This is a genomic window from Streptomyces sp. NPDC049687 (assembly GCF_044465285.1).
Classification (GTDB): Bacteria; Actinomycetota; Actinomycetes; order Streptomycetales; family Streptomycetaceae; genus Streptomyces.
In genome coordinates, this window is sequence record NZ_JBITLN010000002.1 from 78,100 (window position 1) to 93,395 (window position 15,296).

A 15,296-nucleotide genomic window follows, 5' to 3' on the forward strand; every position below is an offset into this window, starting at 1 on the left:
TTCACAGCGTTCCGTGGAACGTGCGGCTGATCACGTCGAGCTGCTGCTCGCGGGTCAGGCGGACGAAGTTGACGGCGTATCCGGAGACCCGGATGGTCAGATCGGGGTACTGCTCCGGGTGCTCCATCGCGTCCTCGAGGGTGGCGCGGTCGAGCACGTTGACGTTCATGTGGAAGCCGCCGGCGGCCATGTAGGCGTCGAGGATGCCGACCAGGTGGCCCGGGCGCTCCTCGGGGACGTGCCCCAGCCCCTCCGGGGTGATGGTCGTGGTCAGCGAGATGCCGTCGCGGGCCTGCTCGTAGGGCAACTTGGCCACCGAGAGCGCCGAGGCGGCGACACCGCGCCGGTCACGGCCGTTCATCGGGTTGGCGCCGGGGGCGAAGGGCTGTCCGGCCCGGCGCCCGTCGGGGGTGTTGCCCGTGTGCTTGCCGTAGACCACGTTCGAGGTGATGGTCAGCACCGACTGGGTGTGCTCGGCGTCCCGGTAGGTGGGATGCCGGCGCACCTTCGCCATGAAGGACTCCACCAGGCCGACGGCGAGGGCGTCCGCGCGGTCGTCGTTGTTGCCGTACGCCGGGAACTCGCCCTCGGTCTTGAAGTCGACGGCCAGCCCGGTCGCGTCACGGAAGACCCTGACCCGGGCGTGCTTCACCGCCGACAGGCTGTCCGCCGCTACCGACAGGCCGGCGATGCCGCAGGCCATGAAGCGGTGCACGGGGTGGTCGTGCAGGGCCATCTCGATGCGCTCGTAGGCGTACCTGTCGTGCATGTAGTGGATGACGTTGAGGGTGTTGACGTACGTCTCCGCCAGCCAGTCCAGGACACGGTCGTACGCCGCCGAGAGCTCGTCGTAGTCCAGGTACTCACCCGTCAGCGGGGCCGTCGCGGGGGTGACCTGTTCGCCGGTCATCTCGTCCCGGCCGCCGTTGACGGCGTACAGCAGTGCCTTGGCGAGGTTGACCCGGGCTCCGAAGAACTGCATCTGCCTGCCCACCGCCATGGCGGAGACGCAGCAGGCGATGGCGGTGTCGTCGCCGGTGCGCGGGCGCATCAGTTCGTCGGACTCGTACTGGACGGCGCTGGTGTCGATGGACACCCGCGCGCAGAACTCCTTGAAACCGGCGGGCAGCCGAGGGGACCAGAGCACGGTGAGGTTGGGTTCGGGTGCCGGGCCGAGGTTGTAGAGGGTCTGCAGGAAGCGGAAGGAGGTGCGGGTCACCAAGGGGCGGCCGTCGGCGCCGATGCCGCCGATCGATTCGGTCACCCAGGTGGGGTCGCCGGAGAACAGGGCGTCGTACTCGGGGGTGCGCAGGAACCGTACGATCCGCAGCTTGATCACGAAGTCGTCGATCAGTTCCTGGGCGCGGGTCTCGTCGATGGCCCCCTCGTCCAGGTCCCGCTGGAGGTAGACGTCGAGGAAGGTCGAGGTACGGCCCAGCGACATGGCGGCGCCGTTCTGCTCCTTCACCGCGGCGAGATAGCCGAGGTAGAGCCACTGCACGGCCTCCTGCGCGCTGACCGCCGGGCGGGAGACGTCACAGCCGTAGGCGGCCGCCATGCGGGTCAGCTCGCCGAGTGCCCTGATCTGCTCGGCGAGTTCCTCGCGGTCGCGGATGACGTGCTCGCTGGACGCCCGGCCGTCCAGCAGGGCCTTCTCCGCGCGCTTGGCCTCGATCAGCCGGTCGGTGCCGTACAACGCCACGCGGCGGTAGTCGCCGATGATCCGGCCGCGGCCGTAGGCGTCGGGCAGCCCGGTGATGATCCCGACCCTGCGGGCGGTCCGCATCTCGGGCGTGTAGGCGTCGAAGACACCGTCGTTGTGGGTCTTGCGGTAGGTCCCGAAGACCTCGGTCACGAAGGGGTCGGGCTCGTAGCCGTACGCCTTCAGACTGTTCTCCACCATGCGCAGGCCGCCGTTGGGCATGATCGCGCGCTTGAGCGGGGCGTCGGTCTGCAGGCCGACGATCAGTTCGCGGTCGCGGTCGATCCAGCCGGGGGCGTGCGAGGTGATCGTGGAGGGCGTAGCGGTGTCGACGTCGAGGATGCCCCGGGCCCGCTCCTCCGGGAACAGCGAGCTGACCTTCCGCCAGACGGCCGCGGTGCGCTCCGTGGCACCGGCCAGGAAGGAGGCGTCACCGTCGTACGGGGTGTAGTTGGCCTGGATGAAGTCGCGCACGTCGATCAGCTCGCGCCAGTGCGTCCCGGCGAAGCCTCGCCAGGCCGGTGTGACCCGGTCAGCGGCTGTCACGGTTGCGGTCATCGCCGTTCCTCTCCTCGGTTCCTTGCCTGCACTTCGATCCTGGTCGTTCGTGATCGACGGGGGGAGTGCCGGACAGCGCCTGGGGCTGGGCCGTCCGGCCCCGAGCTCCCCAGGGCCGGACGGCCCAGTCGCCCTCGCACCGCTCGTCAGCCGGCCGTCAGATCCGGGCGGATCAGGGTGCCCGACCGGCCGTGCACGATCTCGTACGCCGCGTCCAGGGCTCCGATGGCGGCGAGCCCCCCGGTGCGCTCGACGAACCGTGCGGCGGCCTCCGTCTTGGGCCCCATGGAGCCCTCCGGGAAGCCCTCGCGGCGCAGCTCGGCGGGGGTGGCGTCGAGGACGGGCCGCTGGGCGGGGGTCCCGTAGTCCTCGTACACGCACGGGACGTCGGTGAGGATGAGCAGGAAGTCGGCCTTCAGGTCCTCGGCGAGCAGGGCGGCCGTGAGGTCCTTGTCGATGACGGCCTCCACGCCGGTCAGCGCGCCGGTGTCGCTGTCCGCGGTGACGGGAACGCCTCCGCCGCCCGCGCAGATCACCAGGGTGCCGCTGTTCAGCAGCTCGTGGACGGTGTCGGTCTCCAGGATCCGCTCGGGTGCCGGGGAGGGGACGACGCGGCGCCAGCCGGTGGTGTCATGCCCGATGTGCCAGCCGCGCTTGCGGGCGAGGGCCTGGGCCATGTCGCGGGAGTAGACCTGGCCGACGAACTTGGTGGGCCGTGCGAACCCGGGGTCGTCGGTCCGTACCAGCGTGTGGGTGACGAGGGTGGCGATGTGCCGGCCGGGCAGCGCGTCGTGCAGGGTGCAGGCCAGCAGGGAGCCGATCATGCCCTGGGTCTGGGCGCCGAGCAGGTGAAGGGGGTAGGGGGCGCTCAGGGCGGGGTCGGCCGCGCTCTCCATGGCGAGCAGACCGATCTGGGGGCCGTTGCCGTGGGTGAGGACGATCTCGTGCTCGTGGGCCAGGGCGGCGAGGGCGGTGGCGACCCGGTCGATGTTGGCCTGCTGGACGGCTGCGTCGGGGCGTTCACCGCGGTGCAGCAGGGCGTTGCCGCCGAGGGCGACGACGATACGCATGGCTTCAGTCCTCCAGGGTGGCGACGAGCACGGCCTTGATGGTGTGCAGCCGGTTCTCGGCTTGGTCGAAGACGATCGACGCGGGTGAGGAGAAGACGTCGTCGGTGACTTCGAGGCCGTCCAGGCCGTAGCGGTCGAAGAGGTCCTGTCCGAGGCGGGTGCGGCGGTCGTGCAGCGCCGGCAGGCAGTGCATGAACTTCACGTCCGGGTTGCCGGTGGCGGCCAGCGTCTTGTCGTTGACCTGGTACGGCAGCAGCAGCTCGATCCGTTCCCGCCAGGTGTCGGCGGGCTCGCCCATGGAGACCCAGACGTCGGTGTGGAGGAAGTCGGCACCGCGTACGGCGCTCTCGGTGTCCTCGGTCAGGGTGATCCGGGCGCCGCTGCGCCCGGCCAGTTCCCGGCACCTGGTGACCAGGGCGGGGTCGGGCCACAGGCGGGCGGGGGCGGCGATACGGACGTCCATGCCGAGCAGGGCGCCCATGGACAGCAGGGAGTTGCCCATGTTGTTGCGGGCGTCGCCGAGGTAGCAGTAGGCGATGTCGGGCAGGGGCTTGGGGCTGTGTTCGTGCATGGTGAGGACGTCGCACAGGCTCTGGGTGGGGTGCGCGGTGTCGGTCAGGCCGTTGTAGACGGGGACACCGGAGTGCGCGGCGAGCTCGGTGACCAGCGACTGGTCCGAGCCCCGGTACTCGATGGCGTCGAACATGCGGCCCAGCACCCGGGCGGTGTCCGCGAGGGACTCCTTGGCGCCGATGTGGGTGTCGCCGGGGCCGAGGTAGGTGGTGGCGGCGCCCTGGTCGGCGGCGGCCACCTCGAAGGCGCAACGGGTGCGGGTGGAGGTCTTCTCGAAGATCAGCGCGAGATTCCGGCCGGTCAGCCGGGGCCGCTCGGTGCCGTCCCGCTTGGCGGCCTTGAGGGTGGCGGCCAGGTCGAGGAGGTGGTGGATCTCGGCGGCGGTGAAGTCGAGTTCGCTCAGGTAGGAGCGGCCTCGCCAGGCGATGGTCATGTCGTTTTCCCTGGGCTCAGGCGACCGGGTCGCGTTCGATGGGGCAGCTCATGCAGCGGGGGCCGCCGCGGCCGCGGCCGAGTTCGGCGCCGGCGATGGTGACGATCTCGATGCCCTGCTTGCGCAGGTAGGTGTTGGTGGTGACGTTGCGCTCGTAGCCGACGACGACTCCGGGGGCGAGGGCGAGGAAGTTGCTGCCGTCGTCCCACTGCTCGCGTTCGGCGTCGCGGATGTCCTGCGGCGCGCTGAGCATCCGGACCTTGTCGAGGTCGAGGGCCTCGGCGAGGGCGGTGGCCAGGTCGGAGTTAGGGGCGACGTCGAAGCCGCAGTCGCGTGCGCTGCTGGGCGTGAGCGTCCAGGAACGCAGGGAGTCGGCCAGCCCCGGGTAGATGACGAAGGTGTCGCGGTCGAGCATCGTCAGCACGGTGTCGAGGTGCATGTACGCGCGGGCGGCCGGAAGTTGGACCGCGATCAGCCGGTTCGCGGTGCCGTCGGCGAAAAGGCGGGCGGCGAGGTTCTCCACCGCCTGCGCGGTGGTCCGCTCCCCCGTGCCGACCATGACGGCGCCGTTGCCGAGGACATGGACGTCACCGCCTTCGAGGGTGCCCACGGAGCCGTCGAGGATCGGCGCGGGGGCGGTGCCGGCGAACAGGGGGTGGAAGCGGTAGATGGCCTCGGCGTGCAGCGTCTCGCGCCGGCGGGCCGTCCTGGCCATCGGGTTGACCGACAGGCGGTCGTAGATCCAGCAGGAGTTGTCGCGCGGGAAGAGGTGGTTGGGCAGTGGGGCGAGGGCGAAGTCGTCGCCGCCGAGCGTGTTCCACACCAGGCTGTGCGGGGTGGCTAGCGGCAGATCGCTCTTGAGGAGTCCGCCGATGAGGTGTCCGGCGAGCGTCTCCCCGTCGACTTCGGCGCACCGTGCGCGCACGGCGTCGATCAGCGCCGGTCCGACGGTGGCGGGGGTGACCACCCGGTCCAGCAGCCAGTCGCGGGCCTCGGGCGAGTCAAGGGCCTGGGCGAGCAGGTCGGCGAAGTAGTGCACGCGGGTGCCGTGGTCGCGCAGCACCTGGGCGAAGGCGTCGTGTTCCTCGCGAGCGCGCTTGGCCCACAGGATGTCGTCGAAGAGGAGGGCGTCGACGTTGCGCGGGGTGAGGCGGGAGAGTTCGACACCGGGGCGGTGCAGGATCACCTGGCGCAGCCGGCCGGCCTCGGAGTCGACGTGAAACGTGTTCATGGCGTGGTCTCGTCCTCTGTCGTGAGGGGGTGGCGGTCAGTCCTGGTGGCGGTGGGCGTTGCGCTTGCGCGGGCCGCCGACGCGGTCGGTGCCCGGGGCGCGGGAGAGCCGCTTGGGCGGTGCCGGCGTCTCGGGGGCCCGCTCTTCCCGCGGGGCGCGGGCGGCGGGGATCGCCGGGCTCGCGTCGCCGTACCGGCCCTGGCCCCGCTTCAGCCACACGTAGACCGGCACACCCAGCAGCAGCACGAACAGTCCGTAGTAGACGGTCTGGTAGCCGCTGCCCTGGATCGACCAGTAGGAGAAGGCCAGCGCCAGAGCGGCGACGGTGACATCGCGGGCCAGGCGCCGCGGGCTCAGGGTCTCCCGGCCGCGCACCAGCAGCCAGTACAGCTGGGCGGCGGCGGAGAACAGGTACGGGACCACCGCGGTGAGCACGCTCAGCAGCACGATCTTGGTGAAGACGTCCTCGAAGCGGGTGTAGCTGAACACGGTGATCAGCGAGGCCAGCACGGTGGAGGCGATGACGCCGAAGGCCGGGACACCGCTGCGCCCGCGCAGCTTCGCGAAGGCGTCGGGGAAGAGCCCGTCGCGGGCGGCGGCGTACGGCATCTCGGCGCACAGCATGGTCCAGCCGTTGAGGGCGCCGATGCCGGAGATGATCGCGGCGACGGCCACGACGTCTCCCGCCCAGGTGCCGCCGAAGATGTTGTTCGCGGCGTCGGTGAACGGTGCGGTGGTGTCGCCCAGCGCCCCGTGCGAGACGGTGCCGAAGACCGCGAGGGTGCCCAGGATGTATATGACGGCGCACAGGAGGGTGCCGTAGACGGTGGCGCGCGGCACGTTCCGTTCCGGCTCGCGCACCCGGCCGGCGACCACCGAGGCGGCCTCGAGGCCGAGGTAGCTGAACAGGGCGATGGCGGCCGCGGCGGAGATCGCGCCGAGCGCCGACTGGCCACTGGCGTTGAAGGCGCCGAAGTTGTCCGGGTCGATGAACAGCAGCCCGATCGTCGCCATGAAGACGAGCGGCACGAACTTCAGCACGGTGGTGACCACCTGGAAGGCGCCGATGTTGCGGACGCCGGTGAGGTTGATCGCGGCCGCCGCCCACAGCCCGGCGAGGGCGAGGGTCATGGAGATCCACGTCCTGTGCCCCGTGTTGACGAACACCTCGACGTAACCGACCCAGGCCACGGCGATCGCCGCGTTGCCGGCCCACGCGGTGATCCAGTACGACCAGGCGTTGAGGAACCCCGCGAACTCACCGAAGGCCTCGCGGGCGTAGACGTACGGTCCGCCGCTCGCCGGCACCCGCTTCGACAGCGACCCGAAGGTCAGCGCGAGCGCCAGCGCGCCCAGGGTGACGACGACGAAGGCGACCAGGGAGACCGGGCCGTACGGGGCGAGGGCGGAGGGGAGGGCGAAGATGCCGGTGCCGATGATGCTCCCGATCACCAGCGCCGACGCGGCCGGGAGACCCAGCGCCGCCTTGGGCGCCGCTCGTTCCCCGCTCGCTGAAGTCCTGGGCATGGCTGTGCTCCTTGTGCGAGTCGCTGCGGATGAGTCGATGCGGGACCGATGCTTCTGCGCCATGCCGGATCAAGGCAGCGGCCACCCGGGCCCATGCGGGTCCCGAAGGTCCCCGTGCGGCGGGTCCGGGCAGCCCCGACTCGCCGCTTACAGAGGCGAAACGGCAGCGGCGGCCTGACCGGGTGGGTGTGCGCGGCGCGCCGAAATCACCCGGCCGGTACCGAACGGGCCGATCGCCGGACCATGTGGCCCATGGACCCTGTCAAGGGCCGGGCACACGCTGGCCTTGGAAGTTCACAGCCCCGCCGGGGAGGCATGTCATGCACGGCACACCACACATCGTCAGTGATGTGATGACCCACACCGTCGCCGCGGTCGGCCGCGGGGCGACCTTCAAGGACATCGTGCAGTTGATGCAGGACTGGAAGATCAGCGCCCTGCCCGTCATCGAGGGCGAGGGCAGGGTCGTCGGCGTCGTCTCCGAGGCGGACCTGCTGCCCAAGGAGGAGTTCCGCGACAGCGACCCCGACCGGTACACCCAGCTGCGCCGCCTCTCCGATCTGGCGAAGGCCGGCGCCGTGACCGCGGAGGAACTCATGACCTCTCCCGCGCTCACCGTCCGCGCGGACGCCACGCTGGCCCAGGCCGCCCGGACCATGGCACGGGCGAAGGTCAAGCGACTCCCCGTCGTCGACGCCCTGGGCATGCTCGAGGGCGTCGTCAGCCGTGCCGACCTGCTGAAGGTCTTCCTCCGCACCGACGAGGACATCGCCGAGGAGGTACGGCGCGAGGTCGTGTCCTACCTCTTCTCCACGCCCGGCTCGAACGTGCGGGTGGACGTGCGGGACGGTGTCGTGAAGCTCGTCGGCCGGGTCCGGGACACCTCGCTGGTGCCGGTGGCGGCACGGCTGGTCCGCGCCGTCGAGGGCGTCGTGGACGTGGACTTCGACCTCACTCGCCACAGTGCCCCCGAGGAAGCGCCTGCGGCCGACCTCGGCTGAGTGGGGCCGGTCGGCCCTGGTGCATTGGACCTGCGCGCGTGATGATCGGCATCATGGACAGCTCGCGGTCTGTCCTCTGCCGGGCGACGAGGGGTCATCACCATGCCAGAGCCACGCACCTTCAGCGAACAGAACCCGATCCGGGTGTTCCTGCTCGACGACCACGAGGTCGTCCGCCGCGGCCTGGCCGACCTGCTCGACTCCGAACCCGACATCCGCGTGGTCGGCGACGCCGGCACCGTCGACCACGCCCTCGCCCGGGGCCCCGCCCTGCGCCCCGACGTCGCCGTCCTCGACGTACGCCTGCCCGACGGCGACGGCATCTCCGTCTGCCGGGAACTACGCAGCCAGATGCCCGAACTGGCCTGCCTGATGCTCACCTCCTTCGACGACGAGGAGGCCCTCCTCGACGCGATCATGGCCGGCGCCTCCGGCTACGTCCTCAAACAGATCAAGGGCTCCGACCTCGTCTCCGCGGTCCGCACCGTGGCCTCCGGCCAGTCCATGCTCGACCCCGCCACCACGGCCCGCCTGATGCGCTCCCTGCGCGCCGAACCCGCCGACACCCCCGCCGTCCCCTCCGAACTGGCCGGCCTCTCACCCCGCGAACGGGAGATCCTCGCCCTCATCGGCGACGGCCTGACCAACCGCGAGATCGGCAAGCAGCTCTACCTCTCGGAGAAGACCGTCAAGAACCACATCTCCCGCCTCCTCGCCAAACTCGGCGTCCAACGCCGCGTCCAGGCCGCCGTCCTCGCCTCCCACCTCGAACAGCCGGAGACGGGCGACCACCGGACCAGGTGACACCGGCCACGCCCGCCGGGCGAGCGGACGGCCCCCGCGCGGATGGGCCCCTCGTCCCCGGGCAGCCCCGTGGGATAGGGCCGGTCGGCCCTACCCCCGCACCCGGGGCACGGGGACCATGGGCGGATGCTCCAGAACGACGGCTTTCGCGCACTCGACCGGCAGGAGTGCCTGCGCCTGCTGGCCAAGGTGCCGGTCGGCCGCGTCGTCTACACCCGACACGCACTGCCGGCGGTCCTCCCCGTCAACTTCTCGCTGGACGCGGACGCTTCCGTGCTGCTGTGCACCGCGCAGGGCTCGGACCTGGTGCGGGCCATCGACGGTGTCGTGGTCGCCTTCGAGGCGGACGAGTTCGACGACGAGACGCGGTCCGGCTGGAGCGTGGTCGTCACCGGACGGGCCACCGTGGTGACCGACCCCGCCGAGCACGCACGGCTGTCGCAGGCCGGCCCCCGTTCGTGGATGCCGCTTGGGGACCCGGTGTTCCTCCGGATCGAGTCCGAGATGGTCACCGGACGCGAACTCGGAGGAGCCCGCGGCCCCCACCAGGGCGTGTCGTGAAAGTAGCGCCGGGCAGGCGGGACTTTCACAACACGCCCTAGACCCCGCCCCCGGCAGACCGCACGGCGACCGCGGCCGTCACCTGAAGTGCGCTTCGACGCGGTCGGCAGCGGAACCCTGCGCGGAAGACCGGGTGGACACCGCGCAACGGCGAGAGCACGAGCGGACCTCAGAGGCCTTCCGGTCGTGCCAGAGGGACTTCGAGGCGCCGGGCGAGGTCGTCGTACGTGATACCGAAGGTCTCCAGTACGGTGGCGCCGCCGGGGCCGACCCGGAAGGTCGCGACGTCCGTGTAGACACGGTCGACGCAGGCGAGGCCGGTGAGCGGAAAGGTGCACTCCGGGACCAGCTTGGGGACGCCGTCCTTCGCGAACAGCGTCATCATCACGAACACCCGCTTGGCGCCGATCGCCAGGTCCATCGCTCCGCCGACCGCCGGGATGGCGTCGGGGGCGCCGGTGTGCCAGTTGGCGAGGTCGCCGGCCGCGGACACCTGGAAGGCGCCCAGTACGCAGATGTCGAGGTGGCCGCCGCGCATCATGGCGAAGGAGTCGGCGTGGTGGAAGTAGGCGGCTCCGGGCAGTTCGGTGACTGGGATCTTCCCCGCGTTGGTGAGGTCGGGATCGGCCTGTCCCGCTTCGGCCGCCGGTCCCATGTTGAGCATGCCGTTCTCGGTGTGCAGCACCACCCCGGCCCCCTCGGGGAGGTGGTCGGCGACCAGGGTCGGCCGGCCGATGCCCAGGTTGACGTAGGAACCGTGCGGGATGTCGCACGCCACCCTCGCGGCCATCTCGTGCTGGGTGAGCGGCCCTCGGTCGAGGTTCTCCACGAGGGGCGTCCGTGAGGTCGTCGGGTTCATGCTGCGGACACCACCTGTACGACGCGGTCGACATAGATGCCCGGGGTCACCACGGCCTCCGGATCGAGTGCGCCGACGTCGACGATCTCGTGCACCTGCGCGACGACCGTGGTCGCCGCCGTGGCCATGACCGGTCCGAAGTTGCGGGCGGTCTTGCGGTAGACGAGGTTGCCCATCCGGTCGGCCCGGTGGGCGCCGATCAGCGCGACGTCCCCCTTGATCGGGTACTCCAGGACATGCGTGCGGCCCGCTATCTCCCGGGTCTCCTTGCCCTCGGCCAGCAGGGTGCCGGCCCCGGTGGGCGAGTAGAACGCGCCGATCCCGGCCCCGGCCGCGCGCAGCCGCTCGGCGAGCGTGCCCTGCGGGGCCACCTCCAGTTCGATGCGTCCCTCGCGGTAGAGCCGGTCGAAGACCCACGAGTCGGACTGGCGGGGGAACGAGCACACGATCCTGCGCACCCGTCCCTTGGCCAGCAGCGCCGCCAGACCGGTGTCACCGTTTCCGGCGTTGTTCGACACCACGGTCAGATCGCCGGCGCCCTGCCGGATGAGCGCGTCGATCAGCTCGACCGGCATGCCGGCCATGCCGAACCCGCCCACCAGTACGGTCGAACCGTCCTCGATCCCGGCCACGGCCTCATCGGGCTCGACGCACACCCGCACGCTCATGCCGCACTCTCCAGGACCACGGCCAGCGCCTGTCCGACCCCGATGCAGATGGCGGCGAGCCCCCACCGCTCCCCGGACTCGCGCAGACGTGCGGCCAGGGTGCCGAGGATCCGGCCGCCGGAGGCCCCGAGCGGATGTCCGATCGCGATCGCCCCGCCCTTGGTGTTGACGATCGCCGGGTCGATCTTCCAGGCGTCCACGCAGGCCAGCGACTGCACGGCGAAGGCCTCGTTGAGCTCGACCGCCGACACGTCCGACCAGGAGATCCCGGCCCGCTTCAGGGCCCGCTCGGCCGCCTCGACCGGCGCGAACCCGAACATCTGCGGATCCAGCGCCGACACCCCGCGACCGGCGATCCGCGCCAGGGGGGCGAGGCCGATGCGTGACGAGGCCGCCTCGGAGCCGAGCAGTACGGCGGAGGCGCCGTCGCTGAGCGGCGAGGCGTTGCCGGCGGTGATCGTGCCGTCGGGGCGGAAGGACGGCTTGAGGCCGGCCAGCTTCTGCGGAGTGGATCCGGGACGGATGCCCTCGTCGCGGGAGAGGAGAGGTTCGCCGTCCGCGGTGACCGGTACCACCAGGTCGTCGTAGAACCCGGCCTCCCAGGCGTCGTGCGCGAGGGTGTGGGAGCGGGCGGCGAAGGCGTCCTGGCGTTCCCTGGAGACCCTGAACCGCTCGGTGAGCTGCTCGTTGGCCTCGCCCAGGGAGACGGTCCACTCCTTCGGCATGCGCTCGTTGACCAGCCGCCACCCCAGGGTGGTCGACACGGCGGTCACATGGCCGGCGGGGAAGGCGCGGGACGGCTTGGGCAGCACCCATGGTGCCCGGGTCATCGACTCCACCCCGCCGGTGAGGACGACGTCGGCGTCGCCGCTCTCCACGGCGCGCGAGCCGATGATCGCCGCGTCGAGCGAGGAGCCGCAGAGCCGGTTGACCGTCGTGGCGGGCACCGTCGTCGGCAGCCCCGCCAGCAGGACGGCCATCCGGCCGACGTTGCGGTTGTCCTCGCCCGCGCCGTTGGCGTTGCCCCAGACCACGTCGTCGATCGCGGCGGGGTCGAGCGAGGGCGCCCTGCCCAGCACCGCGGTGACGGCGGTGGCCGCGAGGTCGTCCGGCCGGACCTCGGCGAGCGCCCCGCCGTACCGGCCGAAGGGCGTTCGTACTGCGCTGTAAACGAAGCTGGCAACCATGGGCCCGACGCTAGGCTCCGACTATTGATCTCGTCCAATATCCCTTTACGCTTGATTGATCAGCCAGACAGATAAGATGTGGTCATGGAGCTCCGGCAGGTCCGTTACGTCCTCGCGCTCGCCGAGGAGTGCCACTTCGGCCGCGCCGCCCAGCGCCTGCATGTGGCCCAGTCCGCCCTCTCCCAGCAACTCAAGCAGTTGGAGCGGGAGCTCGGCACGACGCTCTTCACCCGGTCGACGAGGCGGGTCGAGCTGAGCGAGGCCGGCCGTCACCTGGTCACGTACTCGCGGTCGATCCTGGCCGAGGTCGAACGAGCCGAGGAGCAGATGGCACTGCTGGCCGCCGGCCGGGCGGGACGCGTGTCCATCGGGTTCGTCGGCACGGCCACGTACGACGTCCTGCCACAGATCGCCCGTACGGTACGGGCTCGACTGCCCGACGTGGCTCTCGAACTGCGGGGTGAGCTCCTCAACCCCGAACTGGTGGAAGGCCTGGGGAACGGCACCTACGACCTCGCCCTCCTGCGCTCCGACACCCTGACGGACGACGCCGTCGACTTCACCGCCCTCCGCTCGGAACGCCTGGTGGCCGCCCTTCCCGCCGGCCATCGGCTGGCGGGCCGGAGCCGGATTCCGCTCGCGGAACTCGCCGGCGAGTCCTTCGTCGTCCATCCCTCCCGGGACCGGTCGTCCATGCACGGCCGGGTGCTGGCCGCCTGCGCCCGCGCCGGCTTCACGCCCTCGCCCCTGATCGAGGTGGGCGAGACCTCCACGCTGGTCGTCTTCGTCGCCGCCGGACATGGCGTCGCCCTGGTCCCGGAGTCGGTGCAGAGCCTCCGCCTCGACGGGGTGGCCTACGCACCGCTCACGGAGACCGAGACCGTCACCCTCGGACTCGCCCGCCGGGCCGGCCGGAACTCACCGGTGACGGAACGGGTCGCGGCGATCGTCGAGCACCACATCAAGCACTGACCGGATCCTCGCGCTGTACGAGTTCGGGGTGCGCCGCGGCGGGACGACGAGGTTCCCGTTCGGGACGCGTGCCGCCCCGCCCTCTCCACCGTCCTCCTGATCTGCTTTGCTGTGCTCGGCGGACAGGCTTCTCACATCCCGGGGACAACGATCATGAGCGCGGACGTACGGCAGGTCGCCGACGGCATCCACCTGGTGCACGGCTCCAACACCAACTGGGTGATCCTCACCGAAGGGGACGCCGTCACGCTGATCGACACGGGCTACCCCGGCGACCGGCAGCAGGTCCTGGACTCCCTGGCGGCGGTGGGCAGTTCACCGGAGGCGGTCGCGGCCGTGCTGATCACCCACGCCCACATCGACCACCTGGGCTCCGCCGAGCACCTGCGCGCGACGTACGGAACCCCGGTGTACCTGCACGAGGCCGAAGTGCCGCACGCCCGCCGGGAGTTCCTCCAGCAGGTGACCGTCGGCACGATCCTGGGGAACGCCTGGCGGCCCGGGGTACTGCCGTGGATGCTGCACGCGCTGCGCTCCGGCGGCACGAAGCAGAACCCGGTCACCGCGCCCGAGGCGTTCCCGGTCGCCGCCGGTCCGCTCGACCTGCCCGGCCGGCCGGTCCCCGTGCACACCCCCGGGCACACCGACGGCCACACCGTCTTCCACCTCCCGGATGCCGGGATGGTCATCTCGGGCGATGCCCTGGTGAGCGGTCACCCGACCTCCCGCCTCCAGGGACCGCAGCTGCTGCCGGACATGTTCCACCACGAGCGCGCCCGCGCGGTGGCCTCGCTGGAGGTGATCGAGAAGCTGGACGCCGACGTGCTGCTGCCGGGGCACGGACCGCTGTACCAGGGGTCCGTGAGGGCCGCCGCGCAGCGGGCCCGCGAACGCGCCGTCTAAGGTCGGGCCATGGCTTTGCAGATCAGCGCCACCAATCCGGAGCACCCGGCACTCCTCCTCGAGCTGCCCTGGCACCTGCCGCTGGAGGAGTGGCCCGAGGAGGTCCTCGTCCCGCTGCCGCGCGGTATCTCCCGGCACGTGGTGCGCTACGCGCGCGCCGGTGACGAGGTGATCGCCGTCAAGGAGCTGGCCGCGCGCCCGGCGCTGCGCGAGTACGAGCTGCTGCGCGACCTGGACCGGATCGGCATTCCCGCCGTCGACCCGCTGGCCGTGGTCACCGGGCGCATCGACGGCACCGGCGATCCGCTGGAGTCGGTGCTGGTCACCCGGCATCTGGGCGGCTCGATGCCGTACCGGTCGATGTTCGAGACGACCATGCGTCCGGCGACCATGCACCGGCTGATGGACGCCCTCGCCGTGTTGCTGGTGCGGCTGCACCTGGCCGGATTCGCGTGGGGCGACTGCTCGCTGTCCAACACGCTGTTCCGGCGGGACGCGGGCGCCTACGCGGCCTATCTCGTGGACGCCGAGACCGGCGATCTGCACCCGCAGCTCAGCCCGGGGCAGCGGGACTACGACCTCGATCTCGCCCGCGTCAACATCAGTGGCGAACTGCTCGACCTCGAGGCCTCCGGGGCGCTGCACCCGTCGGTGGACCCGATCGAGTTCGGCATGGAGATCTGCGCCCGCTACGGCGCGCTCTGGGAGGAGCTGACCCGCACCTCGGTGTATCCCGCGGGCAAGTACCACTACATCGAGCGCCGGATCCGCCGCCTGAACGACCTGGGCTTCGACGTGGCCGAGATGCAGATCGAGCACTCGCCCAACGGCGACACCGTCACCTTCGTGCCGAAGGTCGTCGACGCGGGCCACCACCAGCGCCAGCTGCTGCGGCTGACCGGTCTGGACGCCGAGGAGAACCAGGCCCGGCGGCTGCTGAACGACCTGGAGAGCTGGATGGCGACCCAGGACGACTACGCTCCGGGCGACCCCCTGGCCGCGCGGCCCGAGGTGCTGGCGCACCGGTGGGTGCGGGACGTGTTCCGGCCCACCGTGCGCGCCGTACCTCGCGAACTGCGCGGGTCCATGGATCCGGCGGAGATCTACCACGAGCTCCTGGAGCACCGCTGGTACCTGTCGGAGCAGGCCCAGCACGACATCGGGCTGGACACGGCGGTCGACGACTACATCGAGAACATCCTGCCCAAGGCACGGGAGACCCTGGAGCCCACCGTGCCCGAATAGGC

At 71.2% G+C, this 15,296-nt stretch carries 14 protein-coding genes; 6 read left to right on the top strand and 8 right to left on the bottom strand.

Going from position 1 to position 15,296, the window contains the following annotated elements; genetic code table 11:
* Position 1: 1 nt before the first annotated feature.
* The 5 genes from pflB to ACIBVL_RS05645 all read right to left on the bottom strand — a co-directional run bounded on the left by pflB (position 2) and on the right by ACIBVL_RS05645 (position 7,094).
* Positions 2 to 2,260, bottom strand: a complete 2,259-nt coding sequence (gene pflB, locus ACIBVL_RS05625) for a formate C-acetyltransferase (RefSeq protein ID WP_399092307.1) — start codon at positions 2,258 to 2,260, stop codon at positions 2 to 4.
* Between the two features lie 146 nt (positions 2,261 to 2,406).
* Positions 2,407 to 3,330: a carbamate kinase gene (locus ACIBVL_RS05630; RefSeq protein ID WP_399092310.1), complete on the bottom strand. Its 924-nt coding sequence runs from the start codon at positions 3,328 to 3,330 to the stop codon at positions 2,407 to 2,409.
* A 4-nt stretch (positions 3,331 to 3,334) separates the two neighbouring features.
* Positions 3,335 to 4,336 carry an ornithine carbamoyltransferase gene (argF, locus tag ACIBVL_RS05635; protein ID WP_399092313.1) on the bottom strand — a complete coding sequence of 334 codons (1,002 nt, stop codon included), beginning with the start codon at positions 4,334 to 4,336 and terminating at the stop codon, positions 3,335 to 3,337.
* Positions 4,337 to 4,352: 16 nt separating this feature from the next.
* On the bottom strand, positions 4,353 to 5,567 hold the full coding sequence (locus tag ACIBVL_RS05640; protein ID WP_399092316.1) for an arginine deiminase: 1,215 nt from the start codon (positions 5,565 to 5,567) through the stop codon (positions 4,353 to 4,355).
* 36 nt (positions 5,568 to 5,603) lie between these two features.
* Positions 5,604 to 7,094 (bottom strand): APC family permease, encoded by a 1,491-nt coding sequence (locus ACIBVL_RS05645; RefSeq protein WP_399092319.1) that lies wholly within the window; start codon positions 7,092 to 7,094, stop codon positions 5,604 to 5,606.
* Positions 7,095 to 7,414: 320 nt separating this feature from the next.
* On the opposite strand from ACIBVL_RS05645, the gene ACIBVL_RS05650 reads away from it, so the two are divergent.
* The 3 genes from ACIBVL_RS05650 to ACIBVL_RS05660 all read left to right on the top strand — a co-directional run bounded on the left by ACIBVL_RS05650 (position 7,415) and on the right by ACIBVL_RS05660 (position 9,460).
* Positions 7,415 to 8,095, top strand: coding sequence for a CBS domain-containing protein (locus ACIBVL_RS05650; RefSeq protein WP_399092322.1), 681 nt, complete (start codon positions 7,415 to 7,417; stop codon positions 8,093 to 8,095).
* Between the two features lie 102 nt (positions 8,096 to 8,197).
* Entirely contained in the window at positions 8,198 to 8,899 is a 702-nt protein-coding gene (locus tag ACIBVL_RS05655) for a response regulator (RefSeq protein ID WP_399092324.1), read from the top strand.
* A 126-nt stretch (positions 8,900 to 9,025) separates the two neighbouring features.
* The gene (locus ACIBVL_RS05660; protein WP_399092327.1) at positions 9,026 to 9,460 is read left to right on the top strand and encodes a pyridoxamine 5'-phosphate oxidase family protein; all 435 of its coding nucleotides are present in this window, start codon (positions 9,026 to 9,028) and stop codon (positions 9,458 to 9,460) included.
* Between the two features lie 169 nt (positions 9,461 to 9,629).
* Here the strand turns inward: ACIBVL_RS05660 and ACIBVL_RS05665 are convergent, their stop codons facing one another.
* The 3 genes from ACIBVL_RS05665 to ACIBVL_RS05675 are packed head-to-tail and all read right to left on the bottom strand — an operon-like array spanning position 9,630 to position 12,174.
* Positions 9,630 to 10,319: a 3-oxoacid CoA-transferase subunit B gene (locus tag ACIBVL_RS05665; protein WP_399092330.1), complete on the bottom strand. Its 690-nt coding sequence runs from the start codon at positions 10,317 to 10,319 to the stop codon at positions 9,630 to 9,632.
* A complete protein-coding gene (locus ACIBVL_RS05670; RefSeq protein ID WP_399092333.1) occupies positions 10,316 to 10,987 on the bottom strand; it encodes a 3-oxoacid CoA-transferase subunit A in 672 nt (223 codons plus the stop codon). The genes ACIBVL_RS05665 and ACIBVL_RS05670 overlap by 4 nt, the downstream gene beginning before the upstream one ends.
* Positions 10,984 to 12,174: a thiolase family protein gene (locus ACIBVL_RS05675; protein WP_399092336.1), complete on the bottom strand. Its 1,191-nt coding sequence runs from the start codon at positions 12,172 to 12,174 to the stop codon at positions 10,984 to 10,986. Before ACIBVL_RS05675 ends, ACIBVL_RS05670 begins: the two co-directional genes overlap by 4 nt.
* Positions 12,175 to 12,258: 84 nt before the next feature.
* On the opposite strand from ACIBVL_RS05675, the gene ACIBVL_RS05680 reads away from it, so the two are divergent.
* The 3 genes from ACIBVL_RS05680 (at position 12,259) to ACIBVL_RS05690 (ending at position 15,294) form a co-directional block, all read left to right on the top strand.
* Positions 12,259 to 13,146, top strand: a complete 888-nt coding sequence (locus ACIBVL_RS05680; protein ID WP_399092339.1) for a LysR family transcriptional regulator — start codon at positions 12,259 to 12,261, stop codon at positions 13,144 to 13,146.
* 153 nt (positions 13,147 to 13,299) lie between these two features.
* Complete coding sequence (locus ACIBVL_RS05685; protein ID WP_399092342.1) at positions 13,300 to 14,049, top strand: MBL fold metallo-hydrolase; 750 nt, start codon at positions 13,300 to 13,302, stop codon at positions 14,047 to 14,049.
* A gap of 9 nt (positions 14,050 to 14,058) precedes the next feature.
* Positions 14,059 to 15,294 (top strand): DUF4032 domain-containing protein, encoded by a 1,236-nt coding sequence (locus ACIBVL_RS05690; protein ID WP_399092345.1) that lies wholly within the window; start codon positions 14,059 to 14,061, stop codon positions 15,292 to 15,294.
* Positions 15,295 to 15,296 lie beyond the last annotated feature (2 nt).

Excerpts from the sequence above, each read along its gene's own strand:
- pflB (WP_399092307.1), bottom strand. The coding sequence starts at position 2,260 with ATGACCGCAACCGTGACAGCCGCTGACCGGGTCACACCGGCCTGGCGA.
- ACIBVL_RS05630 (WP_399092310.1), bottom strand. The coding sequence starts at position 3,330 with ATGCGTATCGTCGTCGCCCTCGGCGGCAACGCCCTGCTGCACCGCGGT.
- argF (WP_399092313.1), bottom strand. The coding sequence starts at position 4,336 with ATGACCATCGCCTGGCGAGGCCGCTCCTACCTGAGCGAACTCGACTTC.
- ACIBVL_RS05640 (WP_399092316.1), bottom strand. The coding sequence starts at position 5,567 with ATGAACACGTTTCACGTCGACTCCGAGGCCGGCCGGCTGCGCCAGGTG.
- ACIBVL_RS05645 (WP_399092319.1), bottom strand. The coding sequence starts at position 7,094 with ATGCCCAGGACTTCAGCGAGCGGGGAACGAGCGGCGCCCAAGGCGGCG.
- ACIBVL_RS05650 (WP_399092322.1), top strand. The coding sequence starts at position 7,415 with ATGCACGGCACACCACACATCGTCAGTGATGTGATGACCCACACCGTC.
- ACIBVL_RS05655 (WP_399092324.1), top strand. The coding sequence starts at position 8,198 with ATGCCAGAGCCACGCACCTTCAGCGAACAGAACCCGATCCGGGTGTTC.
- ACIBVL_RS05660 (WP_399092327.1), top strand. The coding sequence starts at position 9,026 with ATGCTCCAGAACGACGGCTTTCGCGCACTCGACCGGCAGGAGTGCCTG.
- ACIBVL_RS05665 (WP_399092330.1), bottom strand. The coding sequence starts at position 10,319 with ATGAACCCGACGACCTCACGGACGCCCCTCGTGGAGAACCTCGACCGA.
- ACIBVL_RS05670 (WP_399092333.1), bottom strand. The coding sequence starts at position 10,987 with ATGAGCGTGCGGGTGTGCGTCGAGCCCGATGAGGCCGTGGCCGGGATC.
- ACIBVL_RS05675 (WP_399092336.1), bottom strand. The coding sequence starts at position 12,174 with ATGGTTGCCAGCTTCGTTTACAGCGCAGTACGAACGCCCTTCGGCCGG.
- ACIBVL_RS05680 (WP_399092339.1), top strand. The coding sequence starts at position 12,259 with ATGGAGCTCCGGCAGGTCCGTTACGTCCTCGCGCTCGCCGAGGAGTGC.
- ACIBVL_RS05685 (WP_399092342.1), top strand. The coding sequence starts at position 13,300 with ATGAGCGCGGACGTACGGCAGGTCGCCGACGGCATCCACCTGGTGCAC.
- ACIBVL_RS05690 (WP_399092345.1), top strand. The coding sequence starts at position 14,059 with ATGGCTTTGCAGATCAGCGCCACCAATCCGGAGCACCCGGCACTCCTC.